General features: G+C 56.6%; 39 protein-coding genes. 9 read left to right on the top strand and 30 right to left on the bottom strand.

Translation table 11 applies throughout. The annotated features are described in order from the left end of the window. The first annotated feature begins 15 nt into the window (after positions 1–15). Positions 16–357, top strand: a complete 342-nt coding sequence (locus GTF44_RS08090; RefSeq protein ID WP_171560701.1) for a hypothetical protein — start codon at positions 16–18, stop codon at positions 355–357. Positions 358–444: 87 nt separating this feature from the next. Here GTF44_RS08090 and GTF44_RS08085 read toward each other — a convergent pair whose 3' ends face one another. The 5 genes from GTF44_RS08085 to GTF44_RS22525 form a co-directional block, all read right to left on the bottom strand. Continuing rightward, positions 445–1,536: a DUF3102 domain-containing protein gene (locus GTF44_RS08085; RefSeq protein WP_171560698.1), complete on the bottom strand. Its 1,092-nt coding sequence runs from the start codon at positions 1,534–1,536 to the stop codon at positions 445–447. Continuing rightward, entirely contained in the window at positions 1,533–1,979 is a 447-nt protein-coding gene (locus GTF44_RS08080; RefSeq protein WP_171560697.1) for a hypothetical protein, read from the bottom strand. Before GTF44_RS08080 ends, GTF44_RS08085 begins: the two co-directional genes overlap by 4 nt. A 258-nt stretch (positions 1,980–2,237) precedes the next feature. Then, positions 2,238–2,576, bottom strand: a complete 339-nt coding sequence (locus GTF44_RS08075; protein WP_171560694.1) for a hypothetical protein — start codon at positions 2,574–2,576, stop codon at positions 2,238–2,240. Continuing rightward, entirely contained in the window at positions 2,573–2,845 is a 273-nt protein-coding gene (locus GTF44_RS08070) for a hypothetical protein (RefSeq protein ID WP_171560691.1), read from the bottom strand. Before GTF44_RS08070 ends, GTF44_RS08075 begins: the two co-directional genes overlap by 4 nt. 233 nt (positions 2,846–3,078) lie before the next feature. Beyond that, positions 3,079–3,291 (bottom strand): Arc family DNA-binding protein, encoded by a 213-nt coding sequence (locus GTF44_RS22525; protein WP_171560688.1) that lies wholly within the window; start codon positions 3,289–3,291, stop codon positions 3,079–3,081. Between the two features lie 84 nt (positions 3,292–3,375). Here GTF44_RS22525 and GTF44_RS08060 point away from each other — a divergent pair, with 84 nt between their 5' ends. Further along, complete coding sequence (locus tag GTF44_RS08060) at positions 3,376–3,690, top strand: Arc family DNA-binding protein (protein ID WP_171560687.1); 315 nt, start codon at positions 3,376–3,378, stop codon at positions 3,688–3,690. A gap of 40 nt (positions 3,691–3,730) precedes the next feature. On the opposite strand, the gene GTF44_RS08055 is transcribed toward GTF44_RS08060, so the two are convergent. Beyond that, the gene (locus tag GTF44_RS08055; RefSeq protein WP_171560685.1) at positions 3,731–4,411 is read right to left on the bottom strand and encodes a hypothetical protein; all 681 of its coding nucleotides are present in this window, start codon (positions 4,409–4,411) and stop codon (positions 3,731–3,733) included. 164 nt (positions 4,412–4,575) lie between these two features. Here GTF44_RS08055 and GTF44_RS08050 point away from each other — a divergent pair, with 164 nt between their 5' ends. The 3 genes from GTF44_RS08050 to GTF44_RS08040 all read left to right on the top strand — a co-directional run bounded on the left by GTF44_RS08050 (position 4,576) and on the right by GTF44_RS08040 (position 6,655). Further along, positions 4,576–5,277 (top strand): hypothetical protein, encoded by a 702-nt coding sequence (locus GTF44_RS08050; protein ID WP_171560684.1) that lies wholly within the window; start codon positions 4,576–4,578, stop codon positions 5,275–5,277. A gap of 94 nt (positions 5,278–5,371) precedes the next feature. Continuing rightward, entirely contained in the window at positions 5,372–5,572 is a 201-nt protein-coding gene (locus GTF44_RS08045) for a hypothetical protein (RefSeq protein WP_171560682.1), read from the top strand. 126 nt (positions 5,573–5,698) lie between these two features. Beyond that, a complete protein-coding gene (locus tag GTF44_RS08040) occupies positions 5,699–6,655 on the top strand; it encodes a hypothetical protein (protein WP_171560680.1) in 957 nt (318 codons plus the stop codon). A gap of 36 nt (positions 6,656–6,691) precedes the next feature. Here GTF44_RS08040 and GTF44_RS08035 read toward each other — a convergent pair whose 3' ends face one another. From GTF44_RS08035 to GTF44_RS07960, 16 genes are all read right to left on the bottom strand, one after another. After that, the gene (locus GTF44_RS08035; RefSeq protein ID WP_171560678.1) at positions 6,692–7,021 is read right to left on the bottom strand and encodes a hypothetical protein; all 330 of its coding nucleotides are present in this window, start codon (positions 7,019–7,021) and stop codon (positions 6,692–6,694) included. Positions 7,022–7,113: 92 nt separating this feature from the next. Continuing rightward, complete coding sequence (locus GTF44_RS08030) at positions 7,114–7,599, bottom strand: hypothetical protein (RefSeq protein WP_171560677.1); 486 nt, start codon at positions 7,597–7,599, stop codon at positions 7,114–7,116. Positions 7,600–7,677: 78 nt separating this feature from the next. After that, positions 7,678–8,127, bottom strand: coding sequence for a hypothetical protein (locus GTF44_RS08025; RefSeq protein WP_171560675.1), 450 nt, complete (start codon positions 8,125–8,127; stop codon positions 7,678–7,680). 65 nt (positions 8,128–8,192) lie between these two features. Then, positions 8,193–8,441: a hypothetical protein gene (locus tag GTF44_RS08020; protein WP_171560674.1), complete on the bottom strand. Its 249-nt coding sequence runs from the start codon at positions 8,439–8,441 to the stop codon at positions 8,193–8,195. After that, entirely contained in the window at positions 8,438–8,833 is a 396-nt protein-coding gene (locus GTF44_RS08015) for a phage tail terminator-like protein (RefSeq protein WP_171560672.1), read from the bottom strand. The genes GTF44_RS08020 and GTF44_RS08015 overlap by 4 nt, the downstream gene beginning before the upstream one ends. Before the next feature lies 1 nt (position 8,834). Continuing rightward, complete coding sequence (locus GTF44_RS08010; protein ID WP_171560670.1) at positions 8,835–9,164, bottom strand: HK97 gp10 family phage protein; 330 nt, start codon at positions 9,162–9,164, stop codon at positions 8,835–8,837. A 103-nt stretch (positions 9,165–9,267) separates the two neighbouring features. Then, positions 9,268–10,299 (bottom strand): phage minor head protein, encoded by a 1,032-nt coding sequence (locus tag GTF44_RS08005; protein ID WP_171560669.1) that lies wholly within the window; start codon positions 10,297–10,299, stop codon positions 9,268–9,270. Further along, positions 10,289–10,687, bottom strand: a complete 399-nt coding sequence (locus tag GTF44_RS08000) for a hypothetical protein (RefSeq protein ID WP_171560667.1) — start codon at positions 10,685–10,687, stop codon at positions 10,289–10,291. The genes GTF44_RS08005 and GTF44_RS08000 overlap by 11 nt, the downstream gene beginning before the upstream one ends. Beyond that, positions 10,684–11,109: a hypothetical protein gene (locus tag GTF44_RS07995; RefSeq protein ID WP_171560666.1), complete on the bottom strand. Its 426-nt coding sequence runs from the start codon at positions 11,107–11,109 to the stop codon at positions 10,684–10,686. The genes GTF44_RS08000 and GTF44_RS07995 overlap by 4 nt, the downstream gene beginning before the upstream one ends. A 13-nt stretch (positions 11,110–11,122) precedes the next feature. Next, entirely contained in the window at positions 11,123–11,404 is a 282-nt protein-coding gene (locus GTF44_RS07990) for a hypothetical protein (RefSeq protein WP_171560665.1), read from the bottom strand. An 8-nt stretch (positions 11,405–11,412) separates the two neighbouring features. Further along, complete coding sequence (locus GTF44_RS07985) at positions 11,413–12,432, bottom strand: major capsid protein (RefSeq protein ID WP_171560664.1); 1,020 nt, start codon at positions 12,430–12,432, stop codon at positions 11,413–11,415. A 14-nt stretch (positions 12,433–12,446) separates the two neighbouring features. After that, complete coding sequence (locus GTF44_RS07980; RefSeq protein ID WP_171560663.1) at positions 12,447–12,827, bottom strand: head decoration protein; 381 nt, start codon at positions 12,825–12,827, stop codon at positions 12,447–12,449. Between the two features lie 3 nt (positions 12,828–12,830). Next, positions 12,831–13,925: a DUF2213 domain-containing protein gene (locus GTF44_RS07975; protein ID WP_171560662.1), complete on the bottom strand. Its 1,095-nt coding sequence runs from the start codon at positions 13,923–13,925 to the stop codon at positions 12,831–12,833. A gap of 4 nt (positions 13,926–13,929) precedes the next feature. Continuing rightward, on the bottom strand, positions 13,930–15,210 hold the full coding sequence (locus GTF44_RS07970) for a DUF1073 domain-containing protein (protein ID WP_171560661.1): 1,281 nt from the start codon (positions 15,208–15,210) through the stop codon (positions 13,930–13,932). Continuing rightward, complete coding sequence (locus GTF44_RS07965; RefSeq protein WP_253261287.1) at positions 15,207–16,469, bottom strand: phage terminase large subunit; 1,263 nt, start codon at positions 16,467–16,469, stop codon at positions 15,207–15,209. The genes GTF44_RS07970 and GTF44_RS07965 overlap by 4 nt, the downstream gene beginning before the upstream one ends. Before the next feature lie 65 nt (positions 16,470–16,534). After that, positions 16,535–17,005: a DNA-packaging protein gene (locus tag GTF44_RS07960; RefSeq protein WP_171560658.1), complete on the bottom strand. Its 471-nt coding sequence runs from the start codon at positions 17,003–17,005 to the stop codon at positions 16,535–16,537. Between the two features lie 86 nt (positions 17,006–17,091). Between GTF44_RS07960 and GTF44_RS07955 the strand changes: the two genes are divergently transcribed. Beyond that, entirely contained in the window at positions 17,092–18,189 is a 1,098-nt protein-coding gene (locus GTF44_RS07955) for a hypothetical protein (protein WP_171560656.1), read from the top strand. Between the two features lie 129 nt (positions 18,190–18,318). Here GTF44_RS07955 and GTF44_RS07950 read toward each other — a convergent pair whose 3' ends face one another. The 8 genes from GTF44_RS07950 to GTF44_RS07915 all read right to left on the bottom strand — a co-directional run bounded on the left by GTF44_RS07950 (position 18,319) and on the right by GTF44_RS07915 (position 24,041). Continuing rightward, positions 18,319–18,831 carry a hypothetical protein gene (locus GTF44_RS07950; protein ID WP_171560653.1) on the bottom strand — a complete coding sequence of 171 codons (513 nt, stop codon included), beginning with the start codon at positions 18,829–18,831 and terminating at the stop codon, positions 18,319–18,321. Between the two features lie 571 nt (positions 18,832–19,402). Further along, positions 19,403–19,837: a single-stranded DNA-binding protein gene (gene ssb, locus GTF44_RS07945; protein WP_171560652.1), complete on the bottom strand. Its 435-nt coding sequence runs from the start codon at positions 19,835–19,837 to the stop codon at positions 19,403–19,405. Next, on the bottom strand, positions 19,834–20,070 hold the full coding sequence (locus GTF44_RS07940; RefSeq protein WP_171560650.1) for a hypothetical protein: 237 nt from the start codon (positions 20,068–20,070) through the stop codon (positions 19,834–19,836). Before GTF44_RS07940 ends, ssb begins: the two co-directional genes overlap by 4 nt. A gap of 859 nt (positions 20,071–20,929) precedes the next feature. Then, positions 20,930–21,382 (bottom strand): hypothetical protein, encoded by a 453-nt coding sequence (locus GTF44_RS07935; protein WP_171560648.1) that lies wholly within the window; start codon positions 21,380–21,382, stop codon positions 20,930–20,932. After that, positions 21,379–21,900 (bottom strand): class I SAM-dependent methyltransferase, encoded by a 522-nt coding sequence (locus tag GTF44_RS07930; RefSeq protein ID WP_171560646.1) that lies wholly within the window; start codon positions 21,898–21,900, stop codon positions 21,379–21,381. Before GTF44_RS07930 ends, GTF44_RS07935 begins: the two co-directional genes overlap by 4 nt. A 201-nt stretch (positions 21,901–22,101) precedes the next feature. Beyond that, on the bottom strand, positions 22,102–22,518 hold the full coding sequence (locus GTF44_RS07925) for a hypothetical protein (protein WP_171560643.1): 417 nt from the start codon (positions 22,516–22,518) through the stop codon (positions 22,102–22,104). A gap of 271 nt (positions 22,519–22,789) precedes the next feature. Continuing rightward, entirely contained in the window at positions 22,790–22,972 is a 183-nt protein-coding gene (locus tag GTF44_RS07920; RefSeq protein ID WP_171560641.1) for a hypothetical protein, read from the bottom strand. Positions 22,973–23,618: 646 nt separating this feature from the next. After that, complete coding sequence (locus GTF44_RS07915) at positions 23,619–24,041, bottom strand: hypothetical protein (protein WP_171560640.1); 423 nt, start codon at positions 24,039–24,041, stop codon at positions 23,619–23,621. Positions 24,042–24,249: 208 nt separating this feature from the next. Here GTF44_RS07915 and GTF44_RS07910 point away from each other — a divergent pair, with 208 nt between their 5' ends. The 3 genes from GTF44_RS07910 (at position 24,250) to GTF44_RS07900 (ending at position 25,793) form a co-directional block, all read left to right on the top strand. Next, positions 24,250–24,624, top strand: a complete 375-nt coding sequence (locus GTF44_RS07910) for a helix-turn-helix domain-containing protein (RefSeq protein WP_253261274.1) — start codon at positions 24,250–24,252, stop codon at positions 24,622–24,624. Positions 24,625–25,012: 388 nt separating this feature from the next. Beyond that, on the top strand, positions 25,013–25,456 hold the full coding sequence (locus GTF44_RS07905; RefSeq protein ID WP_171560638.1) for a Panacea domain-containing protein: 444 nt from the start codon (positions 25,013–25,015) through the stop codon (positions 25,454–25,456). Next, on the top strand, positions 25,449–25,793 hold the full coding sequence (locus GTF44_RS07900; protein ID WP_171560636.1) for a hypothetical protein: 345 nt from the start codon (positions 25,449–25,451) through the stop codon (positions 25,791–25,793). Before GTF44_RS07905 ends, GTF44_RS07900 begins: the two co-directional genes overlap by 8 nt. Positions 25,794–25,946 lie beyond the last annotated feature (153 nt).

The following is a 25,946-nucleotide window of genomic DNA, read 5'->3' as shown; positions in this document are numbered from 1 at the left end:
TTTGGAGGTTTCACGATGAAGGTGTTGGCTTCTTTGGCAGCGGCCTTCTGCCTTTGCTCACCGGCTGCTGCTGAAACTGGTCGCGATGCGCTTTGCGCTGGATTGGGTAGCCTTGCGGCCACGATTATGACGCAACGACAGAACCAAACACCGATTTCGACCTTGATTCAGGCGTTGGAAGGCAGCAGCCCCAGCGAAGACAACGCGCCGCCTTGGCACGAAATGACTCGAGCCATGATACTAGAGGCCTACGAAACTCCGTATTTTCACACAGAAGAGATGCAGCAACGCGCGGTAGCCAACTTTCAAAACGAGATTGAACTAGCGTGTTTTACAGGGGCCTTAGGCTCTGAATAATCTTGCGCTGGCAGGCGCTTTGTTCTCATACAGACTGCGACAAAGCAAGGGCAGCTAGACTGCCTCGCCCTCTTCTTAGAGACAGCATCATTCACCCGAGACGACCTGCATCTTCGGGCCTTCGGGCTTGATGTTCGTTTCCAGATCGGTCGCAACTTGCTGCATTTGTACTGCCACTTGCCGAAGGTGCTCGGCGAAGGCGTTTGCACGCTTGATCAAGCTCGGCTCGTGATCGCAGTCGATATCCTGCAAGCTAGACCAGATGACCCGGAGCGCGGCTTCGACGTCCGGTATCTTCTCCTCGAGGGCGGCAATATCCTCGACGAGTCCCCTTGCTTCGATATCGGCGTTCTTCAGATCGTCCAAATAAGCTTGATGCTCCTCGACCCGCGCACGCAGGCGTTCTGCATTCTGCTTCAGTCGCTCAATAGATTTGCGCGCCGCGGCTTCTTCGTTCTTTGCCTTACTCGCCTGCGCTTCCAGCTTTGAGTAGGCTTCGTTTGCCAATCCGTCAGCTTGCGCCTGAGCCGCTTCAAGCGCCTTGACCTCGGCATTTTCGGCAAGTTCAACTAGTCGCGCAGTCTCCTCTTGCAACCGCTGTTCCGCCTCTTCCTCGCGCTCTTGGGCTGCTGAGAGATCGGCAGCGACCTCCGCTAAGGCGTCTGCCTTCGCCCTCTCGATCAAGGCCGACTGCCCTTCCAAGAGGCTTCGGTTTTGGTCCTTGAGGTCGTCGGCCTGTGTTTCCGCATGATCCGCGCGGGCGCGTTCCTCTGCAATCTCACGCTTCATGCGTTTGATCTCCGCTGCGGTGACGGCTTCGCCCGCTTCTGTCCTCGCCTCAACAGCGTCTCGAACCTCGGATGGCGTTGACGGGGCTGCAAGTTCATAAAGCACCGTTGGATCCAAATTGTTCAGTGTGAACACTTTGTCCCGATAGACTTCCGCAACCTGCATGAAGCGGGTTGCCGTGGGTCGGCTCATCCCAAACTCGGCCTCTATCCATGGGAGGAATGCGCCATGTGGAAGGCGCTCCTTCACCGCAATCAGGTCGAGGCCGATGGCCACGATATCCTCAGTGGTCCGCTTCATGCGGACGCGGATGCGCTCTGCGGCGGCCCGAACCTCATTGATTTCGCCCTGTGCGAGGCCAGCGTAATCATAATTCGCAATCTCTGTCATTGAACAGCACCTCCGCCGATAAAGAAGTCCTGCTCAACTCGACTAATCGTACCCGCGATCTCTTTCGCAAGCTGCTTGACAGCAAGCTTGATCTCCTTCCTTGGGCGCTCCTGCTCCATACCTCGCATTATCAGTTCAGCCGCCGACCCTTCGATTAGACGGAGAGCATCGAGGACGATGACGTCCAGCGCGTCGCGGCTGTTGTGTTTATCCTCGACTTCGCGCTTGTTCAGGCCGAATGGTGCATAGATCGACCGCGTGAAGTTCGAGAAGGCGCGCTCTGGTGCTGTCGATCCACCCGTTTCATCTTCGTATTGATTGAAGAGAGATATGGCGTCGGTCAGGCTGAGCCTCGCTTCCTTCCCTGCCTCCCGCACCGCAATCCAGTAGTTGTTCCGGCGCTCAAGCGGTGACTTCTTTTCTTGCTCAACAAGTGTGTTCATGGCTATTGCCCTTTCGTGGGCCTTTCTTTGCTAGTGGGGTATCCACACGGCGGGGGCAATCTGGATGGCCGTCCAGATCGGTAATCCCCCGCCGTTCCGCGAGGAAAGGCGTCTCGCGAAAACCATCTTCATTGCGGTTCTTAGAATCTCCAATGCACAGCACCCAACCGTCTCCGATTTTGGTGAAAGCTGATTGATAAATCGCTTACTTTCCAATACCTTAATCAAACACCACCTCCTTTACGGAAGGCTTCGCTTTCAGATGTTGATGCCAGTCATTTCCCGGGCCTCTGCCGCTAAAGCTCTTTCGAGGACGCTCATCTCCATGCCACCATTTGAGCCTGCCAGCACGACCTTGAGCGCGTACTCGTGCACGCTGGCTGGCGTAGTGCTTATGATCTGATCTTCTAGCTCGGTGATCTCTGCATAGAGATCGTCGCCATCGGTTGCGTTGAAACGCTCTTGCAGAGTTAGCCAGCGGTCGAATGCCTTAACGAGCGCTGAGGCTGTTGTTGCCGAGGCTACCCCTGTCGCCAGAGTTGCCGGAATCCCGGCCAGGACGGCGCGGCGGTTGGTCTTTGCGCTTAAGGAAGTCATGCCTCGACCTCCCACCCACGGCTTGATTGGTAGTGAGCCTTTGGCCCTGCGCCGTCATAGTTCGGCGGGAACGCGATGGCCGTGATCTCTTCTTTGTGGATAATGATCGAGTGAAAGACCTCCATCCCCTCGGGGGCATCGACGGAGATCGCCTCCTTTAGCGTGAGACATGCAGCCCGAATTGGGTCGGTTTCGGCTTTGATCTGTGTAGCTGCAGCGCCAGCAGGGAGTGCCGCGGCGAGCCCATGAATGAATGTCCGGCGGTCCATTATGCCAACTCCCGCTCTAGAGCCGCAGGGGCGGGATTGCGCGGGGTCGGCTTAGGCAGAACCGCTTGTGGGCCTTCTAGGCCACGGTCAAAGAATGCTTTGACCTTTGGGCTACGTGCCAGATCGGAAAGCTTGATTTCTCGTTGGTGATTACGTATTTTCATGACGTTATCCTTTTCTGGGGATTTCATCTGGGCCGGTTAGCGCTGCAACGCTTCCGGCCCGCTTCATTTCTACTTTGCATTTTTTTCTGCTTTCTCTGACGGGCTCTTCATTTGGACCTTCTCTTCCAGTGCAAGCACTACGAAGGTGTTCATGCTCTGGCCAACCGATCCGGCCGTCAGCTTCAGTTTGTCTCTCAATACCTCTGGCAAACGAAGGGTGACCTGAGTCACCCCCTCACCTGCCCTTGGTTGTATTGCTGAACTCAACTTGGCCTCCGCCATGCTATTACCGTGCGATTAGTATTACGGTGATAGTATTGCTTGTCAACTGATGATCGCGCAGTGCTATCAAAAAGGAGGCGCGGCATGGCAGAGAGTCGTACAGGCAGAGGTTCTGAACAGTTTGTAGTCCGCCTCCCTGACGGGATGCGGGACCGCATTAAAATCGCTGCGTCAATAAACCAGCGCTCAATGAACGCCGAGATAGTGGCTACCCTTGAGGAAACATATCCTCCGGTGTCTGATCCGCATCTCGCGGAGATGCATCAGCTTCTTTCTCGGTATCTAAACGACCAAGTGAATTTTACCGACGAGGATGAATACCGGTTAAACACGCTCATCGTCGAGTACCGGATGAAGCAAACGACCAGCACACCCTCCTCTGACCACGACAAAGAGTAACCCGCACAGGAGCGCGTCTGCGCTTTCGTGAGCCTAGGGACTAGGTTGCGCCGTCGATCTCAGCGATCTTGGCCTCCAAAGCAGCAATCTCCTTTGCTTGATCGGCGTCCGGCGTGGTGTCGTGCCGAATGTCCACCAGTGCGTCAATCAAAGCTTCTTTGGCCAACTTTGCTTTGCCCTTTGCAAGCAACTTCTCTGATTTGAGCATCGCATTTTCGACCCGAACCTGATCTCTTTCACGAACCAGTTCTGCGATGGCCGGTTCAACAGCTGTCACGTCCTCGAATTCGATCAAGAACTTGTTGAGGTTGTCTATCGCCTTAGCATAGCCACCTAGGCGTGCCGCTGGCGTAGCTGCGCTTTCCCTCTTAGCACGGGCCGCGAAGACCTGACTGTTTACCAGCCTCCCTATTGCTCCGCTCCGAATGCTAAGGAACTCCGTCTTGATTTCGGGAATGGGCACATCAAGCGTCGGAACCGAAGCGCGGTAATAAGGCTCCAAACGATCCAGAGCGCCCAACGCGACATCACATCGCGAAACGATTGTTTTTTCGTTCTTAGAGCGGTCAACGATCTTTCCGCTCTCGACCACAATCCGACAGAGGTTGGCTATCTGCGGAACGTGTTCATCCGAACATCGACGACACAAGCCGTTGTTGTCGGTCTGGAGGAACAGTCCTCTCCTTTCGCAATACCTACACTTTGCCAAAACAATCTCCACACAGCCGCACTGGGTATAGACCAACCGCGAAAAACAGGCAAAGAATTCATCGTGCCCCAAAAAGCTGAGGCTGGATGATCAGACGAGATGGTATTGCTTTCGATTTAGAGAGAATTGAGCTACAATTCCCAGATCGACTGACTGCGAAGACGAGAAGTTGGGCAATGAGCTTTGCTGACGATTACTCCGAAGTTGATGGTATGACTGTCGCGGAAGCGGTGGATCAAGCGAAAGAACTGTTTAGCGAGGTGACTGAGGAAGATCCTCACTGGCTTTTCTTCAACCAAGGCATGAACCAGTTCTACAACGACCGTGACAGACCATTCTCGGAACTGAACGCGGAAAGGAAAGAAGAACTAAAGGGTTACCTACAAGAGTTAAACTCAATCAGGGACATCTACCTAGGGATAGCTCGATCTGATTACACCAACGAAGCTCCGAAATTCAGCTCAAGGAACTCCGCTAGAAACCGTTGCCTTGCTCATGCACGCTCCAACTTCGGGCTCTGTGTATCGTCCGGTCGGAGTTTGAGAGATTGCGAAATTCAGAGGGGGCGGGACGAGTTCTTATGTAGTTTGATTAGCAGCGGAAATGGTAACGGAAAGTGGGTTTCGTTGTTTGCAGACATGGGCTTCAAAGGGCAGAATCTAATACTTGGGAAAGGAAGATACGATGACCTGAGAAAACTCAACTTCGATAGGAAGTTGAGCTCATTCAAGCAATCTCCGACCACTGGAGTTACGTTGTTTCCCGATCTGAATTTCGGCGGGGTTCCCGGAGACTATAAATACCGCTACTGGCACCGAGATGACATGAGGGCTGGAGCATATGGTGATAACAACGTTCGTTCAATCATCGTCTATTAAGTGAGTCTTACCGACGCGCCTAAGACCATCGCAAAGCCAGGACCCCGCTCCCATGATGGCTCTTGCACCCCAATAACCACGCAAGGATCAGCACATGACGAGATGGGTTTCTAACCACCCCTTTGTGTCGTCCGTCCTTTTGTTTGGATACATGATCGGCGTCTCAAAGGTCATGGCCTTCGTGGGGGAGCGGTTCGACACGAGCGTTGCGATCTTTGTCTTTTGCGCTCTTGGGGCGGTCTTCATGTATTTCTGTTTTGTGATCGCCTTCGCTATTATCAAGGCGTTCAACTGAAGACAAAAGCGTCACCAGACAGATTTGAGAGATCGGATAGAGAAGAACTCACAGTTTCGTGTTAAATGGATACTGATTCTTGAATACACTTGTTTATTAGAATGATCGTTCTAAACGGGGGGTAAAATGCCAGAACCAACAACAGCACTTGTTCTCGCAGGTTCCGTTGCTCAATCTGCCGCAGAAGAGTTTGGTAGCAGGGCGGGAGAAGAGATTGCAAACCTTGTATTCGGTGACGATGAAGCCGATGACTTGGAGCGCATACAAGAAAAACTCAAGTTGATGGACCAGAAATTAGACCAGTTATTGGCCACAACTCGCGCAACGAACGTTCTCGTGTCGTTGTTGCCGGGCGTAATGGCACGCATCATAGACGAAAGATTTCGCGACGAAGCTTGGCGTTCACTAAAGAGCGGCAGGGATGTCTTGCTGAGTCTGAACGAATGGCACGGAGGCGTTTCTTTAGATTACATTTATCGTGCTTATGAGGCTTGGCGCACGGTCCTTGATCTCGAAGACCGAATGGAGGAGTTGATTAAGCTACCGGCTTTCGCACAGTTCTTGCTCGCAATGACCAAAGGTGCGGCGTTGGATTTGGTTAGATCCAGCCTAATCGTTAAAGTTTCCACCATCGCGGCGAGTTCGTTGGAAGCCAAAAAACGGCTTGAGGAGGCCCTACTCGAAGCCGAAGGTATCATTGGGACAGAGTATATCTCGTCCGGTTCGCTCCTCGACGCAGCACCTTGGATTACATGGACAAGAGCACCGGACAGGTCGGTCAGGTCTAGACGCTGGATCGAAGTTGGAGGAATGGGCTTCAATGGCCCACCGCCAGGTTACTACATCGATGTAGAGGAGCCGGACACTGTGTGGAACACCGCTGCCAGTGAAAAGTCTGCCCGGCTTGCTGAGATCCAGTCTGGTCTGGCCAGATTGGTTAGTGTTCTGGTGACGATTGAGTTTGCCCACGCGGTGCTCTCGAAATACCTTGAAGCACTAGAAAACTATTCCGCCCCAGTCGAGAGCATTCGGACCATACCAGGGAGTTTCCCTTTTCCGGAGGAGATGGTCATCAACGAGTAAGGCTCTGAGAGGGGAGTCGAATTCTGAGACTTGGCGTCAATGGTTGTAATCTCGCGGTCTCTTCATCATCTGTGCAAAACCGGCTTTCAGCGCGTCGTTAACGCCCTTTCGGTCCACCACAGCCTCCGTCAATGGTGATGGCGTGTGCTTCTGATCGAACTCGCCCAGTGCGGCGACGTAAGCCCTGCTGGCCGCGATAACGGCCTCTGCGCCCCACGGGCCAATGCTGACCCCACTCAACCGTTCGAACGCTTCAATATCCACCCAATCCAGCGCGACTGGCCCAAAACCACCACCCTTGGTCGGCCCACAGGACAGAAGAACCTCTGGAAGGTGTTCCAGACTTTCAATCTCCGGGTAATCCACCACCTTCCCCGCGTTTACCAGCTTCCGCCAGCGAGGCAGTCCATCCTTTTCCTCGGTGGTTGTTAGCCATGCATGTTGCCTCGCCCACAGAACTAGCTGGTCGAGGCGCTGTCGAAAAAATTGGCGCGGTCGGAGATGAACCTGTCTGCCTGATCAAAGCACGGCGGGTAGCCCATTATCACCTTCATCACGTTGTCGAAATCATGCTCAATCAAGAACCCCTTAGACTCTGGGTCGCTTGGGGCATCATTCCAAACAATGTGAGACCACCCGGTGACGCCGCTTGCGACGGTCTCAAACGCCTCCATTTCCGCTTCCGAGAACTTGACTTTGCCGCGCTGCTTTTGAGCGCGATTGAAATTCGCAGCCTTGCGCTCACGGAACGCCTTGCTGTCGATCCCGATCATCTTGAACAAACACGGAAACAGCTCATGCCCCTCTAGGTCTCGGTCTGTTGTGACCTGCCAGCCCTTTTCTGGATGCTCATATGCGTAGAGCGGGGAGCCGTCCGGCGCCAATAGGTGCATCTCTTGTGCTTGGCTGGATTTTAGGGCCGAGCCGATTGCGTTCAGATCCATGTTCATTTCCTTGGTCACTGGTCACGTGCGGGCCGAGATGGTGTGACCATGCCACCCCGGCCCAGTCCCGCGCGGGAGTTAGGCTGCGATCTGCACCCAATCTCTGTGATCGACTTCGATAGTTGAGGTCGCGGTCACAACGTCATCGACGCCACCGACATTGGCCATGAACGACATGACAAGGCCCATGCACCAATACTCAGTGCCGTCCTGCAGCGTGACCCCAACTGCAACCGCATCGTCACTGTCACGCGCCGTGATCATGGCTGTCTGGCCTGCATCATCTGGGTCGAGGGCCAGCTGAGGATTGATCGTCCCATTGTTGTAGCTGCCCTTGCCCTTCTTGGTGGCGCGGCCGGCAAGAGGATTGTGTGTCACGAGCGCGTACTCACGCCCGAAGAAGTCGCCGATATTGGTGATTTCTCCGACGATGGTTGGGGTTAGTGCCCCGTATCCAACTGCATCGAATGTAGCGGGCGGCGTCGCAGAAATGGACAGGGACGCGCCCGCAGCCGTTTGATAGGCCATGGCCTTTTCCTTTCAGGAGTTTTGGGAAGACGCCTCTGAGGGCGCGTGTTGTCCGGTTGCCCGGATTACTTGACCGGCGTTAGCCCGTTGCTGAACTCAACCAGCGTTTCGCCGTCAGCGGTTGTCGAATCCATGACGACGCCTGTGTACACAACGTCGCCAAAACGAAGGAGCAGATCGTCGCCCTTCGCTGGAGCCTTGCCTTTGAAAACAGCCGCTGGAAACAGCTTGTCGCCGCGCGGCATGCGGATGAGCCGCGCATTCTCAATCGCTTTGGAGCCCGTTGCCGGTTCGGGCGCGCTTTCTTTGGTCATGGAGGTGATCCTTTCAGAAGCCGATATGGAATTGTGATGCTGCACCGATACTCGGTGTCTTCTTGGCGATAACCGCCGATGGATGCCGGGCCGGAAACCCTTGCGTCACCCAAGTCTTGGTTCAGCGGAAACAGATCGAGGACCGGTTGAACCAGATCGCGCATTTTGTTGGGGCCAAGGCCAGCCTCAACCACCACGTCCACTTGCAAAAGCAATGTACTGGACGTGCTGCCTCGAAGAGAAACCGCCCTCGACAAAACAGGCCCGTCATAGACCTCATAGCGGGGTGTCACCCCGTCCGCCTTGACGTTCGGCCATGCAGTGTTGGGCAAGTCAGGCAGACCCGCCAGCCTCTCATGGGCGGCAGCCTGAACGGCGGTTATCGATGTCATGTCAGTCTCTCAGTCTGCGGGCGTTTCTGGCGACGACATCAGGCCACTCCTGCGCGGCCCCGCGGACATAGAAGTCTGGCCCCTGCCCTCTGGCCCCATACTCCCGCGCAGCGGCGTAAGCGGCTGTGTATCCGGCGTAGATCGTGTCGTTCATCGATGCGCCAAGGATCGTTGAGGAAGCCTCGCCAATCGAGAAGCTGTATTCTTGCCCAGAACCGGGCTTTGCGTTCGGGTTGATGGTCGCCATTTCATCAGTCGAGACAACTAGGCTATTTCGGAGAAAGCCGGTCTTGACCCGCATCCGACCGCCTTGCGCGACCGGGCGCTGCATGATCTCAATTACGTCCTGTGCAGATTGATTTCTAACCAGGACGAAATTTCTGATCGCCTTGTCCGACCACCGTTCAAGCGTGGCCGTAAACTGCCCACTCATGTCAGGCAGCCATGCTTAGCCAGTTCACCTTCGTTTGCATGTAGCACCGGCAATGGATCACCTCTGAAGCGGGCGCGCCCAGGCTCGTATCGCCAGGAAACATCATCCGTGCGCCCGATGGGCTAATGAACGGCTGGTCGTGTGGAACCTCTTGCCCATCCATGCCCTTGTGGTTGTCGCGCGTTCGCGCATCGCCGGTGTCGCTCCATTTCTTTGTGACGGCTTGGGCGGGAACCTCTCCACTCTCGACAATCTGGTTCAGGCCCTCCTGGCGTCCGGCATTCAGGGCTTGGATTGTCTCTGTTCGTGCAATTCGCTCGCCGCGCCGCCGCAACAGGCCGTCTGAGTATCGCCCCGCGATCCGGTCAATGTCTGCTTGGCCGAGCGGCCTGCCTTCTCGGATGGACCGACGAACAAGCGGGTCAAAGCGCCGATCACGCGCCCGCCGGTCGAAATAGTCGCTTGCCGTCGCGGGATCAGCGAGCGCGGTTCGCATGTTCTGGACGTACTCGGCTTCCTGGCTGGTCAGGCCGATCAGACCGCCTGTCTGGCGCGTCCCGCCTGCGGCGCGGCGCCCGATAATATCAAGCGCCGTCGATCTCGGATTCCGGCCCTCTTGTAGCCCACGGAGAACCGCCTGCCGGACCAACGCGACCTGATCCTCTGTGATCTCCCGGATCAGAGTTCCCGCTCTCTCGGCTACCCACGTCTCCGCTCTCTGGTGGCGTCCCTGGAACCTTACGATCAGTTGCCCGCCCGTGGCGGGATGGCGCTTTGGGAGCGAGTTCAGCGTGTAAGCCCCTCCGGCAATGAAGGCATCAGCAATGGCCTTGTCCAATGGCGCGAAGAACTCAGGACCAATACGAAGTGCAGCTAAGACAGCCTGGACGTCACCGCGGTCAATGGCGGCCTCGATAGCAGTGAGTTGTGCGGTAGAACGCACATCATCAATCGCCTGCAAGAATGCCGCCCGCAACTCAGGGCGCATCCGCGCGACTTCTGCATTGAAGCGCTGGCGGCTTTCACGTGGCAAGATCAATCTCCCACAACAACACTGTACCACCCGGCGCAAGGGGCCGAACCTCTATGATCTGGTGCTTAACCTGATCGTCTGTCCAATCGCTAGGCATACCGAACCATATCGCATCGGCCTTCGTCGGCGCAAATTCTGCATCTGTTGAAACAAGCAGAGTACGGATGCTCTGACCGATCAGTGTCCCGTCACGGTCACGAACGCGCTCGATATCCTCGATCACCGTAAGAGCGTGAGCCGTTGGCGGACCGAAGGTTGGCGCATAGTCTGGCCCGGTTTGGGTGCCGGGGCGGATGAGGCTGACCACGTTGGGAGTGCCGTCGCCAATCTCTGCACCGGCTTCTGCGATTGCTGCGGCGACCTCTGCCGCGATATCCGCGCCGCTCATACTGCCAACACCGCGGGAACGTCCGGTAGTATGTACGGCCTCAAGCGGCCTTCGATCTTAGTCGAGACTGGGTACTGCGCCCCGCCCTTCTTGCCGGTGAACTCCCATTTGATAGTGGATACTGCGGTGAGGACCTTGGCGTCGGAGGGAGTGTAGGTCTTTCCCCAAAACCCGCCCTTCACGAGAGCGACTGCACCGTCATTGGCGATGCTCAGCTCAAGTAACGCCGCTTCATAGATGGCCTCATCAACCGCATCTGGCAGAGGATCTTTATACTGCTTCTGAAAGCGCCAAACATATTCATCTGTGACGTAGTCGCCACCTCGCGTCAGCGCTGCCTGTGCAATCGTGTCATTCGCGTCTGTCGGCGCGCTGTTACCTCGGGCGTTGTGATAGGCGCGGAATCCCGCTAGATCAGCCATTCCGCGCCCTCACTTACTCAGCCAGCTTGCCATCGATCGCTTCCTGCAGCGACTTGGCTGTCGCGCGCCCATCGTACTCGACGCCAAGACTATCGGCTTGGGCCTTGAGATCTGAAAGAGGGTCGGCTTTTGCCTTACCAAACTCCAAGCCAGCAGCCTTGTACCGCTCGACCTCAAGGTCAGACCAAATCGCATCGACCTTGGCGGACTTGCCTGGCTTGATGACGGTGAAGCCGCCCGTTTCGCGGACAGCCTTTGTTTTGAATGTGGGGTTTTTGATAATCACCTTGGTCATGGCGCCCCCTAGGTCCGCGTTGCGCGGCGTAGCACGCGCGGCTGCTGGCACATGTAGAGCGGGTAGGAATACAGTTCACCCTTGGTCCACATGTTGCGCTGACGATCCGGCACGTTAATTGCATAGACCGACTGGCCGGGGGTGTTGACGAACTGAAGGGCTTCCAAGGGTGAATACGCAACCTTGAAGACATCACGCGCGCCGACGGGGAAGAACTTTGCTTCATCAGTCGGGATTGCCACCGTCGCGTTGTCGTCCGTGCCGCGGTAGTTGTGGAAGGTGATACCGCCAATGCGGAAGCTTTCGAAGACCTGCCCTTGAGCTTCACGCAACGGGTTGGCTGCCTGCTGCTGCAGATAGAACTTCTCCACATTCGGATGCGAGATCAGAGCGTCATAGAAGTCATCGCCAGCCAGCGCATGGATCGACGCCGACGCAAGCGACCCCTTGCCAGAGCGCGCCATGCTGCGGGCGATGTCCTTGCACTTCTTGTGAACGTCAGTGGTATCAACGTCCAACTCAAAGCTTACGGCAGCCGGGATGGCCTCGTTAAACTCGGCTGAGTAGTCATAGATGACAGTCGATCCGTCAGCATCCAGAAGAACACCCTGCAACGCGCCAAGGCGGTGATGCTCATGGGTAACTTCCATATCGTTGCGGATGCGACCGAGACGGCGCCCGAACTCGCGCTGCACGCCCATAAGTTCGGTTTCAGAGCCAGTGGCCCGAATGCCGTCAAGTTCGTGGGCATAGAGCGTAAAACGTTTTGCGAGGCGTGTCGTGCGCAATGAAACCGCGTCACGATCCTCACCGCCCAGCACGTCAGGTGGTGCGCCATCGGCCGAGGTGGGAATAAGCGTTAGACCGCCCTCAATCCGATCAACAAACACGTTTCGGGTCCGGACAGGTTCCGGCTCAAAGAGGTTCAGCGACCCCAAAAGTTGAGGAACGTAGTCCATCTTCTCAACCATGCCCGACAAAGACGTCGCGCTGAAGGCTGAGTTATTGAAAATGTCCATGGTAGCCATGATCAGGCCTCCTTTCAGCGAACGATGATGCCGAGTGCGGCCAAGGCGGCATTCGACGTGGTGATTTGAGCGGCGTCTGCGCCGTCCTCATAGGTGAGATCGGAGCCACGCACTTCGGCATCGCGGGCGAGGTTGGTTGCCTCGAAATCCACGGCAGAGCCGGTACCGTTCACAAGACTGGCAAACAGGATGCCCGCCTCGCTCTCAGAACCGTCAGATGCGCCGGCAGCGTGGCGAACGAACTTGCCAGATGACGTAATCTCGCCAAGCACTGTGCCTGCTTCGAGCGTGGTGTTCGCTGGAACCGTCACAGTGACCTCATCACGCGAACGCCAATCATTCGCCTCCGAGATCATGAACTCGGCCTTGCGTGCGCCTTCCGTAAGAATTGTCATGGATCAAGCCTCCTTGCGCATGGGGACAACAGAGTCCCACCCGTCAGTTGTTTTAGTTGGCGTGCCATTGGTGATTGCGTCTGCAACCACATCGCCTTTGGCCGCGTCCTCGGCGAGGATGTCGAACCGGGCGTCGATGTATGCCTCGGCCTTGTCTGCCACGGCTGCATCGCCCAACTTTTGCGAAACAACAGCCTTACGAATGTCCGCGTCGGACATGCCCTTGGCGTCGAAGTCTTTGACAATTGCCTTCGCGGACGCGACGAGATCGGCGCGAGCCTGGACCTTGGCATCAAGATCTGCGTCGGAAATAGCCGCCTTCTCCAGATCTTCGATCTTGGCGTCTTTCTTTGCGATTTCAGCGTCCTTTGCCGCGATCTCAGCGTCGTGCTTTGCCTTCGCATCGGCCATGGCCTTCGCCTGGTCCGCCTTGAAAGCTTCGATCTTCGGTGCATCGGCAACCGCGACTTGCGCGGCCTGATCGCCCAGCACCACAGTTTGCAGATTGTCGGCCATTTGGCGTCCTTTCATGTCTGCTGTGGGTAGCGGGGCCACGCCCCATTTGCCCGCATTGTCACCAATGCGGAGTTCAGAACCGCCTCGAGCGCGATCTACGAGCGCCAAGTGGTTGATTGTGATGGGTCCGGTCTGGATCGCCTCATAGGCGGTGCCGTCCGGCGCTGTGCCGTCCTGCATTTTGATCGGAGTCGAGTACCCCATGCTGATTTCGCGCGTCCCGTCGCCGATAGCGCGGATCGCGGCAGCATCACGAACCATGATCCCAACCCGGACGACCTCGCCATCTCGCGCGATATCGTCGCCAACGTCGCCGACAGCGTGTGCCTTCCAGTTTTCCGCCGACACGTCTTCGTCGGGGTGCCCGAGCGTGATCGGCTTCCCGGCAAAAGTTGCGAGGCTGTCCTTGTGAAACACCACCTCTTCCGGTCGATAGACGACGATGGGGCGCTCATCTGTCAGGCCCAACTCCGTACCGAGATAGGTTTGGCATCCTGTGCGAGCGCATGCGATTTCAGCCGCAAGGTATCCATCCCGCGTAACGCGGGTTCCCGCCATATCGGCGGTGTCGGTGAATTTCATAGTGTCAGACCTCTTCGCCCTGGAAGTAACTGTCTGCGTCGGCCTCAAGACCCGGAGCGATGCCAGATTCGGTAAGGGCGTTGATCAGCGCCTTAGACAGCGGCTCTTCTGGAACCAGGCCATCCATCCGATAGACCCGTTCAAAGGCTGACGTGATCTTGTCGCCAACTTCGGCGCGTTCCTTGGCACTTGGCTGTCCCAGTGGTCGCCAGTTGTAGAAAATCTCATCGGGCCTTGAGCCGAGTGCCGAGCGGATCAGGCATTCGTCCAGCAGGGCCATCGCTGGCTGCATTTCAAGTGTTTGGATGACCTTGACGGTGTCGTGATAGTTCTTCTGGTCGCCCTCACCCGTGGCGTTCAAACCGGCCGGTGACTGACCGAATAGCCGCGTCATCGGTATGTCGGACACCGCCGACACAGTTTGCATGAAGCGATCCCACAGCTTATCAAGCGATCCGAAATCTGCTGACTTTTGGGTGTACTCTTCCTCAGCGTCCAGAAGGAGCGCCTTGGTATTGCTCTTCGCCAGCAAGGCCAATTGGAAGCGCTGGATAATGTTTGCCTCGTACTCCGGCCCACCGTTTCGCAGGTTGTCTGTGAAGCCCGGAACCGAAATCACATCAACAGACGCCTCATAGGTCAGCGCCAAGATGTTGGCGGCAACGCTGTCGACTGCCTTCACAGCCTCTAGCGTCGATGTCAGGACGCTATCGCCCCAACCAGAAGCTGCCGAGGCCATGTCTATTTCCGGCAACTCCCTGCCATGGAAGACAACCAATCGACTTGGGTGGACTCTTACGCCCGCATCAAGCTGGTAGAAGGATGGCTTGCCGTACCCTTCAAGGCGCGGATCAGTCTCAATACCCGCTGCCGACACCCGCGACTTGGGAAGCACTGTCAGATATTGCAGACCGCCACGTCTGATCGTCTCCGGGTTCATGGGCTTGGCCGGGTCAGTCTCCCCGGTGCCAATGTAGATCGCTGCTCCGCCGTAGAGGCGGGCAAGGATTTTGGCTTGTCTCACAAGCCCCTGAACATGAAGCCGGGACTCTTCGGCCTCGATAGCGGTGATCTCTTTAGCGCCCGCTTGCCACTCTCGCCACTCTCGGCACGCATCCTGCGCCGGTATATCTACGATCTTACGAGCCAGCCCCGATGTGCGGTAGGCTGCCTGTAATTGCTGATCATCAGGGATTTCCAGATAATACGATGCCGACGCCGCTTTATCGCGGGGAGAGCCAAGACCTGACACGAGGTTGCGCAGGCCGTCGAAAATAGTCGTCATATTGCGCCCGCCCAAGAATATGTGGAGCCTTCAAGCATCAACTCCGTCAGCGCCCACACCAGCGCGTCAGCACGGTCGGGAGAGCCGTCACCCAGATATCCAGCCGCCGTGAAGTTACACATCTGGTCCTCAAGGTCCGGGAAGTCGCCCACGTGATGCACCCTGCCCTGCTCGTAGAGCGCGCTGATTGGCTCCGCCCGAACTGCCTTGCCTCGACTGGCAACAACCTCCTTGAAGGCTGCCTTCTTGTTCGCAGTGGCGACCGTGAACCTCACCATGTCGCCGCCGTAGTTTCGCTCCCCGACAATCCGGTCAGCGCCATAGTGATCATATCGCTCGACCGCGCGCCTACCCCATCCCTCGGGCGACATCTGGCAAGTCGCGTCCTCAAGGATGTAGGCGTCCCCATCGACGCCAAGTCCTGCGACAATGATCCCGATATCATCTCCACCGCCGTCACCACGTGTCCCGGATGGATCCACAGCAACAACGATGCGTCGTGGCTCTGGGGCCTCTGCTACTCTTAGAGCGTCGATGCCCGGCATAACTTTGCCGTCAGGGGCTTTTCTGTCTTCAAGCGCCCAGAGAGCGCCATGCACCTCGCTCGCCCATTCACCGGCCTCAAACCGCAACCGCTTGGCTGCAGACATGCTGGCCAGCACATCAAAGTATTCGGCAGGCAGGTTCTCCGAGTTGTCAGCCGGGTTAACCAGCATCTCCACGTACTGTTCCGGCTGCGGCAGCGTTTCCTTGGTGCCTGGCTTCACCTTCGCGCGGAACAGTTGGTACGACCAATGCAGTTTGGACGGCGGATTGCAGTCGTAGTAGGCCTTTAGCGAGAGATGCGTCCGCCCCGTAGCGGTCGCGATCTCCGGAGCAAGCTCGACCTTCTGGGCCAGGCGAGACATCGCTGTTTCAACCGACGCCCATGGAATCTGGCTGCTCTCGTTGAAGTAGAGCGTGGCGTATTCCTGGCCGAGGATCTTCTCGACCCGCTCCTTATCGTCCAAGCCCCCGATCCAGATTTGCGATCCATTCGGCAACTCGACAAAGAAGTCAGTCTTGTCGAAGCGCACCGAAAGCGTCGGAAAGCAGAGCTTGAGAACCTTCGGCAGTGTGTCCGACCAAACCGATGTCTTGGCGTGATTGAACCTAAACCGGAATATGGCGTGGCGCGACCCCGGCGCATTGATTGCGCGTTGGATGATCGCCCGGATAAGAACGAAGGTCTTGCCTGATCTCGATCCGCCGCGAAGCATAATGTTGCGGGCGGGTCCGGCTAAGAGCTTGTTGGCCTCCTGTTGTTTGAGCGTCAGCTTGGATGTCAAAGCTCAGCGTCGGTTTGGTCTACCGTCAGGGCGATGCCGCCGATATGCTCTTTTTTGTCAGCCAGCCCCAAATCACGGGCAATGATGTTTGGATTCAGGAACTCAGCAGCCGCCCCCTCGAACTTCTGTTGACGAATGATCTCTTCGGTTCGCGTAATGACCTCCGACAAATCGGGCCGCGAAGATCGCCATTCATCCCACGTGGAAACCGCGATATCCAAGAAGTTGCACAGGCCGCTAATCGTCATAGCGCGCATCTTCGGCACCTCGGCCATTGTGACTTGGCCCTGGTATGCAAAGGGTCTCGCCTCGACTAGCGGGTTCTCTTCAACCCAGTTGAAATACTCTAGGCACCTCTCCCACAGCTCCTCGGGGTTCTTGAACTTGGGTTTGGGGCCTGCGCTTGAGCGGGCCTCCCAGAAACGGTTGCCCTTAGCGAAGCGCCCCGCTTCATCTCGGTCGCTCATGGTGTACTTTTCCTAGGTTTGCATTTCGGAAAACCGGCAGAATCTGATACCGTCTCCAAATTGAGATTTCTGAATTGGAGATCGAGATGAATAGCGAAGACGTAAAGAATTGGGTTCAGTCTATTGCGATTGTGCTTGCAGGCTGTTGGGCCTTTTTTGAGTTTGTCATCAATGCGCCCAATCGCGACACTACTATCGCGGAGTCTGAAGCCGCTTTAAGTCCGCGTGTAGACGCCCTGGTTACATCAGAGGTGTTTGGCCTCACCAGAGAGAACTTCGAAGCTCATCGCGCTGCCACCTGCTCTTCAGATGCCGAAACACATGCTTTGCCTCTCGAAACTCGCATCTCCTACTCAGCAACGAACTCGATGACCGCCTCAACAACGATCTCTATTGAACGAGTGGTCGCTCGACGGGTGGGCGGAACACCTAATCCGATTACCGCAAACCAGGAGCAAACAGCATTGTCCACGCTTTGGCCCGCCGAAGTCCTTGATGTGTCTGATGAGAACTTTCTGATTGGATCTAGAGATCGCATCCTTGAGCCTGGCGAAACCAATACATTCTACTTCGCGGGGCTGGTTCCTTTCACGTTTCCATGTGAACCGGAAACCGCTCCTGGAATAACCGAGTTTGCCATCGGCTTCGAATACAAGTTGGTTTCGCAAGTCGGAAGCCGTTCCGGAACAGGAGAACATGCGGCATTCGTCGTTTGCCCTGTTGATGTTGGGCTGACTCGTTCATGCAGGCCGACTGTCTCTCCTCTTCCAATCGATCTCCCAAATGACTACTCGCCTGCGACGGATGGTGGTTCCGCCTCAACAACCAATCGCGAAGTAGTCGCCACTCCGGGTGTTCGTAGCGAAAACGCTTCGACTACAGATCAAATGGAATCAACCCCAACTTGGAGGCTCCTAAATCCTAACGCGCTCCGTAGCTACAACCCATCAGACCTTGATGCGATCATGCGAAACTATTGCCTGTCGCTTCCGCTTCCCGAGCAACCGTCTTGCCTTAACTTCAGTGATGGTTCTAACGAGGTTCCATGGTCAATTCCAAACGCCATGATAATGGATGCTCCCGCCCCATTCGATCCGGCTTACCCTTTCTTTGGCCCGATTGATGAGGGATCAGTGGCAACCAACCCAAGCCTAAATCCAGAGCTAGAGCTATACGATGGCTGAGCGGATGAGGCAGCGGAGACGGCTATCGCATAAGCACACCGACTGATTAGGCCAGAATCAAAAACGCCCAATCTTTCAACCGGGCGCACATCTTCGATGTTCGTGTTTTACCCCCCTTTAGCGTTTTGGTCAATAACCAAGATGATCAGCCACGCAAGTCATCGCGCCCTGCAATTCCGACTTCACGATATCATGTCCCCGCTTGAGCTTTCGGATCGGCGTGTTGTTCCAACAGATTTCCTCAACGACAAACCGGAAGTGGCGCGGAACCGCATACATCGCTCGGTTCAATCGGGACGTCACATCGCAATGCACAGCCGCAAAGGCATCTGGCCGCGTGGATGTATCGACGCGCTCTTTCGCTGGCGACCCACTAGAAAGCTTCTGGGTGGCGCAATAGGCATCCCTGATCTCCCGCGCCGCCTGATACTGCCGCAAAGAGAGAAACTGCAACTCATCTATGACCTCGATGCGGCGGCGGCGGGCGCGGCGGTTGGGATCAGGCCGACCCTCATGGTGTAACCGCTCAAGCATCGTGCCAGACAGTGCTGCTGGCGTCCCTGTGCCGTGATCGCCGGTATAAGCCAGCGTCGGAGACTTACGCTTCCTCGCTCTGGTGGCCGCTTTCTTTCCCTTGCCCATCCTGCCTCTCGCCAAATGCTGCTACTGCTTCGTTGATGACCGCCTGACGCACCCAATCGTCTGTGATGTCGTCAGGGACCAGTGTGGCCCACCCGCACTTGTGCCAAAGCGCCTTACGCGCGGCGTGGTTTCTCTGCTCAGCGACCTCTCCGGTTGGTTCAGGAGATGGCCCGTGGCTGTATATGCTCGATACACCTGTGCTCATTTTTGCTGTTCAGCCTCCTTCGCTCGATACTCAAACCGGTCGTTGCCATAGCGATCCTTAACGCGCCGGCGCTGGCATCTGCGCTCCCGGTGAATGGCCGTCAGGTGCGTCCCCGCACCTCTCCCGCTCATGCCGATCCTGCGCCCGATCTGCGATGCTGTGGCCCAACAGCTCATGCGTTTCAAAACAGACACGGTCTTATCCATGCGGGCTTCTGTGTCTGGACTCCGCTCACCAAGGTTCGAGCGCGGCAAAGGAGGACCACCATGCGCATCTTCGTGCTTGCGAAGTCGGAGCCATTCTTTACGCAGCGCCGCTTGATCCATGCGTGGAATGATTAGCAGTGGGGTTTGATGGGCCATCTCATCACCATGGGATTTCTTCTTCGGGACCGGACCCGCCGTACCCGCCTTGGGGGGTGGGTTGGGTGTTGGAGTTCTGGCCGTCTGGCTTGCCGTCCAGCATCACCAATTGGCTGCTGAACGGACGTAGTGTGATCTCGGTCGAGTATCGGTCCTGCCCGCTCTGGTCCTGCCACTTGCGGGTTTCCAACTGGCCCTCGATGTAGACCTTTGACCCCTTGCGCAGGTATTGCTCCGCGACCCGGACAAGCGGCTCCGAGTAGATCGATACCTGGTGCCATTCGGTGCGCTCCTTGCGCTCACCTGAGTCCTTGTCTTTCCAAGTCTCAGACGTGGCGATACGCAGATTGCAGACCTTTCCACCGGACTGGAAGGTTCTGACCTCAGGGTCTCTTCCAAGATTGCCAAGAATTATGCACTTGTTGACTGATCCGCTCATAACTCACGTCCTTTCTCTTCGTTGTGCTTGCGAACGCCGTAGATGACGCTGGTGTGATGAAGGCCCAGGCGACGGGCGATCTCCGCATAGGGCCAGCCGTTGCGATGCAGCATGTCCCAGAAGTGCCACCGCGCGCGGGCTAGCCGGTGCGGTCCGCCCTTCTGGTGTGCGGCTGTGATCTCCGATGGCTTGTAGCCGTAGAGCGACGAGACCGAAGAAAGAGCACGTTCCATCCTCATGCTACCAACCCCCGGGCTTGGACCTGCTCAGCCGTCACCAGACCAGCCTCAATCATGGCCCGGCACATCTGCGGGGGGCAGACAGATGGGCTAACGAACGTTCCATCCCGGATACTCTTAGCCCAAAGCTCCAACTTAGCCTGTGGATCGGCGGGCTTGGGTGGTTGCCAGCCCTCATCCTCCCAACGGCGCTTGCTGAGATAACGCGTCGGATAGAGCGGGGTTCGGTCCTTGTGGGCGTTCATTTCCCAAGCGTACCAAGCGACAACACTGTCGAACGCAGCTTGACGATCATCAGCATTCATGCGCCGCCACTGCGCCACAGCTCCCGCTTTGTCGTTCTTGCACCCCTTTGGAACCCTCTCCCAAAAATCTGAGAAAGATGACGTACCGCCCCCTGGGGGGCTTTGGGGGGTATTCTGGATTCTAGCCTCTGGCTTCTGGGGCTTATCCGGTGGCTTATCCTCTAGGTTAACCGACGCCGAATTTATCCTTTCTTTTGAGAGATTTGGATTTCCACCCTTACGGCCATTATTGCGCGCCGTTGCCGCCTTCTTGGCTGATCGTGACATCTTCCGCGAGTAGATGACGTTCTCTCGCGTGCGGGAGAAGACACCAGCTTCCTCAAGCTCGCGAACAAGGTTCGGGAGTTGGTCCGATGGTATCCCTACCAACGCGCTGAGTTGCGCATCTGTCGGGGAGTGGCCGCCAACAAGAAGATGGCCGTAAGGGGTGGATTCGTGCATGAGGCAGATCATTTCAATCCAGAGTCCTCTTGCTGCCGCCGAACACATCCGAAGTTTCGGATCTGAACGCCAGTCTGTCGGGTAGAATTTGAGCCATGGATTCGCCATCAAGCCTCCGCGCTCAGGTGGCCTGCGGAAACTCGCCCGAACCGCTCTGCCAAAAACCTGAGTTGGTCCATCTGGGCCTTTGCCCCGCCCGGGACTGAGACGGCGTGCACAACGCACGTGCCCGACACGACATCAGGACAGCGCATGAATGTGCCGCCGAGGAGCCACTTGTCGTCGGGCGTGGCCCCCATTTCGTGCAACAGATCGTGGAGCGCCTTGAGCCGGTTGTCGCTGTCGCCCAAGTGATTCTCGGGCAAGCTGACATCGGTCCAGTACCAGACATCCGGCAAGAGGCTGCCGAACGCCCCGGCGGACTTCTGTTCATTCATCCGCCAACCCGCTTCATTGCACCACGCCGAGTAGTTCGGATGCTTGCGGCGGTTCTTGCCCATGCCAGTGTAAAGCTGGTTCACGGACGGGGGCATAGGGAGGGTGATTGTGAATTCGGTCATGCCGCCCGCCCCACAAACTCGGTCACGCCCTCGGCGTTCTGGTCAAAGAGGTGCCACGCACAATTGACTTTTCCGGTGTATGGACTGTCGGGAATCCATTTCACCCGACCGACAGATACGATCTTGCGGAGATGTGGCAGGTACGGCGCGGCCTGCTTGGTGTGGACCCAATCTGCATCGAACAAGAGCCACGTCGGACGCATGGCGCTGAAATGCTCGATCATCGGGTGGAGGATGGAGCGGGTCCAAGGCGGGTTGGTGATGATGTATTGGGCTGAAAATAGACGTGTAACCAGGAGCGCGTCCATTTTGCCTACGTGGGTGGCCCGAGGCTCAATATCGGTGCCATAGCCCTCGTGGCCCGCCTCCAAAAGCGCATCCAGCAAATCGCCTTTGCCGGCGCAAGGCTCCCAAAACAGTGACCGAGAAGGGAGGAACCGCAACAGGGGCGCAACTGCTTCGCATGGCGTGTCATACGCATCCTGTGGGCGGCGCTTGAAGTCAGATCTCTTACCCATGCCCCACCTCCGCGCGCATCAGGGCGTGTGTGGCGCCCTGTAGGGCTTTGAGGGTGGTGTGTTGGGCGCGAGTGTCTCCGCGTGCGCAGGCAGCGTCGTAGGCCGCTTGCGCGTCATTTGCCCGTTGGGCGAGGATGGCCCGTTGTTGCGAGTATTGTGCCGCAAACTGCTTAAGGGCGCGGAGAAGGCGGCGGAGGAAGGTCATGCATCCTCCCGGCTTAGGCCATTGAGAAAGCCCCACTCGTCTTTAGCCTTTTGGTAGGTTGCCTTCGTGACGACAGGGCAACTGCAGGCGGCAGCCTTTAGGGCGGCGCGTGAACCTTGGCGCGCGATGATGTATCCCCGCCCTAGGCGCTCGCGCAAGTAAGCCTCCATCGGCGGTGGACCGTCGCCACGGCGCAGGGTCTGGCCGTCAAGGAAGAGGCTGTCGTTGTTTGCTTGGAATATGCCCGCTTCGATCATACGCGAGACCAGGGCCGACGACATCGGCTTCATGCCGTTGATACGCCAGACCTCGTGGCCGGACTCTGTCGTGTCAGCCATGATGTAGCCACCGGCATCCATGGCCTTTACCGCCATGGTGACAAGCTTCTTATCGTGGGACGAAAGCTCCATCATGCGTCCTCCAAAACAGGCAAGGTCTCTGTGATTTCTTCGAGGTATTCGCGAACTAGCGGACGCCGGATGCGGTAGCGGATGACTTTTGTGAGTATGGGGTAATTGCGCCAATCCCAAGACTCCCCACCCTTCGACCCAGCAACAACAGTTTCGACTGGCAGATCGCCTCGCACGGGACAGAAAAGCCACACCTGGACCACTTTACCTGCGCACGGACACCCCTTGCCGTCATGCTCGATCCATGGCCCCCACTCATACTGCATCACGCACCTCACGTCGCAAATCCGATGATAGCCAAGACGGCAAAAAACAGAGCCATCCACGCCCAGGCCGTGCGCCCCATGCTCATCGCATCACGCTCTTTCCAGACGACCCACATGAGGCGTCTCCATTCACCCATCGATTTACCTTCTGGCATTTTTTCGGGCTTGCGGAATGCAAACGGTCCAAACATCACACACCTCCGATGATTGCGGCCCCAATGGCGAGGCCAGAGAAGAAGCCGAGAAAAAAAGGCCCGACGCCACAGAGGACGCCGAGCAGTTGCCGGTGCGATCACCGGATGACCCGCAATCAGGGAGGGAGACGGAACGAGGTTGCGGGTGTTTATTCATTAGCGGCCTCGATAGCGTTTGCCGCCAAATCGAGTTCATGTGCCTGGTTTGAAAGGTCAGCCACCTGTAGTCGAACAGCGCTTGCCCGCTCCCGTAGACGGCGAACCAGAATTGCGCGATCTCGCTTCTGCTCCGGGCGGTTAGTGCTCGTGGGTTTGTCAGCCATCACGACGCCTCCGCAAAACCGTGGTGCCAGGGAATGGTTGCCGGGGATGTGGAGCCGCCTCCCCGGCGGGCGGCATTATACGAAGCATCGGCCTCGCTCTCCTGACGCGCCACCGCAGGCCACCCCTGCGCGTCTGTAGGGGCAGTACGGACGGGTAATGGTCCGGCCTTGGTGTTCTGTGCGGGGGTCATGCACGCCTCCGCTCAATCTCGTTTGTCAAAAACTTTTGAAGTTCAACCAATTGGCCGGAAATGGCCTCGATGACGAAACCACTCCCAACGCAGAACCAAAGAAGTGCGGACACAAAGGCCCGCACAAATCTAAGCAGCCCGATCATTTCCACCCACCCAATCTCTGTATGCTTCTTCGCGCATCTCCCGCAGACAGCCGGGATGCATCGCATCTGCCATGCTGGTGGCTGAGCCGTTGGGCGCATTGACGCCATCCCACCAGTTGACGGCGGTCTGATAGCGGACGTTGTAGTAAAAGCTGACTTCCTCGGGTCCGGCGTAGTTGCGGCGCAGGAAGCGGCTGAAATAGCGCTTAAACTCGGCGCGCCAGAACAACACAAAAACTTTGGGCCATGACATTTGAGAGGTTCCGTTCTTATCTGTTTCTCGTGTCGGAGAAACTTGAACAGGAACAGCGGAGGACACTGGGGAGGTCACGGTGTGGCCTCCTTGGTGTTTTTGGGTGCGGCTTTGGTCGCGGGCTTGATGAAACTGAATGCCGCGTCTGGGCATGGAATGTCCCGTTTCTCGCACTCTCGTTTGACCACCGAAAACCATCGAGAGGGGAAAACGCCAGCCGTCAGCGCGTTGGAAAGCGCGGCCTTACTTACTCCCAGACTCTCAATGAGTATGTGGCGTCCAAGCTTGTCGCAGATGATCTCAGCGTCTGTCATAGCATTGATTTAGTACATTTGTTATGTACCGTCAATGCTCAGCGCTTATGGACGTTCATTTTTTGTGGACTGCGATCTATCCATTTCCCATGAACACACAGGAAAAAGAGCGGCTTGCGCTGACCGGCGACGCGAGTGAGATGGCATCCGGGGTGCGTATGAAGGCGGCGCGGCTAACCACCGGCCTTGGCCAGGAAGCTTTCGGCCAGCATGGCGGGATCGGGAAGCAGGCGGTCAACAATGTTGAGAAAGGCCGGTCATTCCCTTCACGCCCCATCATGGTGTACCTCTTTCGAGAACACCGGATAGACTTCAACTTCCTTATTCTTGGTCAGTTCTCTCAGCTTCCCGGTGACGTGCAGGATGTGCTTTTCGAGAAGCTAAGCGACGTACACAGTGAACGGGATCTAGAACCCAGTTAAGGTTCACACCTAAGCGCCCCACAAGCACCAACAGACAAAACGTTACGCGATTCATAGCACCTCCCCAGGTTACTCTTATTCTTGACTCCGCCGTCTTGCGGAAAGGGGTGGCACGGGATCAGGCCGTCAACAGATCGACCGGGCACTACACTGTCAGGATGGGGAACAAATCAGGAACACGCAAGCCGCATTATGTTGTGGGGCAAAGTTCTTTTGAGCGTAAGGGTTGGCGGTGGTAAGTAAATCTGGTGAGTCGGACAGATGCAAATTGACGGGCCGCCGAAGCGCTCCGCTGAATGATTGTTGCCCAGGAAAACATGGCCGAAACGCCGCTAGTTCTTGTTTTGTGCTGTACTTGCTAGTATATTCCCGGCAAAGGAGGCTACGTATGGCAATCAACGTTCAAGCGGCAGCCAGGCATATGTCGCAGCGCTCTGGCTGGACGCTATCCAACCTTCAGCTTCAGAAGCTCATTTACTTGGCTCACATGTTTTATCTGGGTCGCACGGGTGGCGACCCGCTTGTGAATGGCCATTTCGAAGCGTGGGACTATGGCCCGGTCCACCCGGAACTATACCACCGCGCCAAAGTATTTGGTGCGCACCCCGTAAAAGACGTGTTCAGCCCTCACCCCAGTGTGGCGGGAACGCCAGAAGCTGAACTGCTCGATGAAGCATATGACGCTCTGGGTTCCACCCGCCCCGGGCAGCTTGTTAACGCTACCCATAGGGAGGGCGGTGCATGGGCAATCAACTATATCCCAGGCACGCGAAGGATTCCGATTCCGAACACTGATATCTTGGCCGAATACAATGGGATGGAAAGTGACTGAACCCTCTGATCTGCGAAAGCCAACTCGGAGACTCTCTGGTCTAAGCGCATCGGAGCCAACCAAGCAAGAGCAGCAAATACAAGAGCTTCAAGATGATCTAGCGGACGAAAAGGATGCGCGCCGAGAAGATCAGTTTGTCTTCATAGTCATTGTTGTGATTTTGTTCGACATCGTGTTCTTCACTTTGATGCCCACTTTCGGCGGGCCGCTAGCGCTCCTCGTCCTTCAGCTTCTGATACTCATTCCTCTCGCAAGGCGCATGGGGATGGAAGAGATTGCAAGGATCCTGAACGGAGTCATCAATAGGCTGGCAGGCAAGACCGGGAACGGCGAATAGAAGCCGGCGCCAACACCAAATCCTAACACCCCCACCCCGCTCCGGCGGGGTTTTTCTTTGCGGTGATTCTCACAAGATTAGATCGATGTACATTTATTTTGTACTTTTGTGTTGACTGTACATATTTTATGTACCATATTCCTCCCAACACCC

This window comes from Roseobacter sp. HKCCD6576-2 (assembly GCF_013179285.1).
Taxonomy (GTDB): Bacteria; Pseudomonadota; Alphaproteobacteria; order Rhodobacterales; family Rhodobacteraceae; genus Rhodophyticola; species Rhodophyticola oceani.
Note: the sequence above shows the minus strand (reverse complement) of the source record. Positions and strands in the feature narration are given on the sequence as shown.